Below are 1,180 nucleotides of genomic sequence, written 5' to 3'. Positions count from 1 at the left end.
GCTGCGGGCGTGCCCGCGAAGAGGCCAAAGGCCCTTTGAAATAACCAAAAGAAATAATCAAATCAATAAACCTTCTTGGACGACATAAGCTGTAACAGCTTGAATAGGGCCCTGATCCCCGCCCCAGAGCCGTGACATGGACCTCCGCCAGCTGCGCTACTTCATTGCCCTTACCGAATACCGCAGTTTCGTCCGTGCCGCCGAGGCCATGGGCATCACTCAACCTGCCTTCAGCCGCGCCATCCAGAGCCTGGAACACACGTTTGGCTGCCCGCTGGTAGACCGCGCCAGCAAGGCGCTGCTGCCAACGCCCGAGGGCCTGGTGGTGCTGCAACACGCCCGCCGCCTGGTGCAGGGCGCAGCACAACTGAGTAACGAAGTGCTGCAAATGACCAAGCTTGACGCCGGCGAGCTGCATTTCGGCAGTGGCCCGGCGCTGGCGGTACGCCTGGTTCCCGACGCCTTGCGCCACTTCATCGAGCACCACCCCGGCATCCGCACCTCGCTGCTGGTGGACAATGCCGAACGCCTGGGCCAGGCCCTGCGCCGCGAACAGATCGAGTTTTTCGTCGACGATATCCGACCGTTCGAAGCCGACCCCAACTTCCATACCGAGCCCCTGTCGCCACGCCCCGGCCTGTTTTTCTGCCGCCCGGGGCACCCATTACTGGCCAAGGACAGCCTCTCGACCAACGACCTGTTCAGCTATCCACTGGCCAGCGCCCTGCTCGCCCCCGGCGTGCGCAAGCGCCTGGCCAACCTGAGTGGGCGCAGCGATTTCATCCCGCACCTGCAAACCGAGCACCTGGCCATACTGCGCAGCGTGGTGCAGGCCAGCAACGCTATCGGCACGGCCAGCGAGGAGGCCGTGGCCGATGACCTTGCGGCTGGCACCCTGGTGCGCCTGCACTGGCGCAACCTGCCGCCGGCGCTGGAGGTACTGAGCGTGCGTTGCGGGGTGGTCAGCCGTAGCGGTTACCGGTTGTCGCCGGCGGCGCGGGCGATGATCGAGACACTGGTGGGGCTGGATACGCCAGTGCGGGCTGCTGCCATTCGCTGAGCTGATGATAGTGGTGGCTGCGGGCTATCCTGAGCTATATGGGCTGCCAGGGCCGGCCCTTTCGCGGGTGAACCCGCTCCCACAGGGTCCCGTCGATCCCTGTGGGAGCGGGTTCACCCG

At 65.0% G+C, this 1,180-nt stretch carries 1 protein-coding gene; it reads left to right on the top strand.

The features are described from left to right. The first annotated feature begins 136 nt into the window (after positions 1–136). Entirely contained in the window at positions 137–1,060 is a 924-nt protein-coding gene (locus ACK1VC_RS13830; protein ID WP_016488877.1) for a LysR family transcriptional regulator, read from the top strand. Positions 1,061–1,180 lie beyond the last annotated feature (120 nt).

The organism is Pseudomonas sp. XP2 (assembly GCF_053557975.1).
The sequence above is the reverse complement of the archived record's forward strand: the minus strand, read 5'-3'. Positions and strand labels throughout refer to the sequence as shown.